The sequence below is a fragment of the Pseudomonas sp. 43(2021) genome, from assembly GCF_017490805.1.
In the GTDB taxonomy this organism is placed as follows: Bacteria; Pseudomonadota; Gammaproteobacteria; order Pseudomonadales; family Pseudomonadaceae; genus Aquipseudomonas.
The window spans coordinates 1-515 of record NZ_JAFGYJ010000276.1 but is presented as its reverse complement, the minus strand read 5'-3'; the positions used below and the strand labels follow the sequence as shown (position 1 = coordinate 515).

Annotated in this window: 1 protein-coding gene; it reads right to left on the bottom strand. The window is 63.5% G+C overall.

Going from position 1 to position 515, the window contains the following annotated elements; all coding sequences use genetic code 11:
* On the bottom strand, positions 1 to 515 hold a 515-nt coding region (locus J5M71_RS27190; protein WP_207838624.1), incomplete at both ends, for an urea amidolyase associated protein UAAP1.

Here is a 515-nt window from a genome sequence, read left to right as displayed (position 1 = left end):
GTGTTGATGAAGCCGCGCTCGTTTTCCGGGCGCGAAGTGCGGCAGTGTTCGGCGACGCTGGCGTCGGCGTTCATCCAGCTCAGCTTCAAGGGTTTCGGAGCGTATTCGGGGGACGGGTCCATCGGATGTTGCAGGGCGGTGAGCACCATCAGGGTGTCCATCGGCGCGTACAACTCGATGTAGTCACCGGCCTTCGAGTTGCCTTCGACGAAGTGGAAACGCCCGGACTCATCGACGTTCCCGCGGCCGAACAGATTGAGGGTCATCAGCAGGTCGGACAGGCCCAGGCCCCACTTGCCGAGTTCCACCAGCAGGTTGTCGGTGCCGTTGCGAAAGAAGCCGTTGCGCAGTTCCTGGTAGCGGCCCTGACCGTACTTTTCGGCGACTTCCTGTGCGCAAAGCACACCGCCGAGGCTGTCGCTCCAACCGCAGGTGTCGGCGGTGATCGCGGCGAGTACGCGGCCCATGTCCGAGTACAGGCAGTGGCCGGCAGTGAGCTTGGCGGTGTGTTGGCA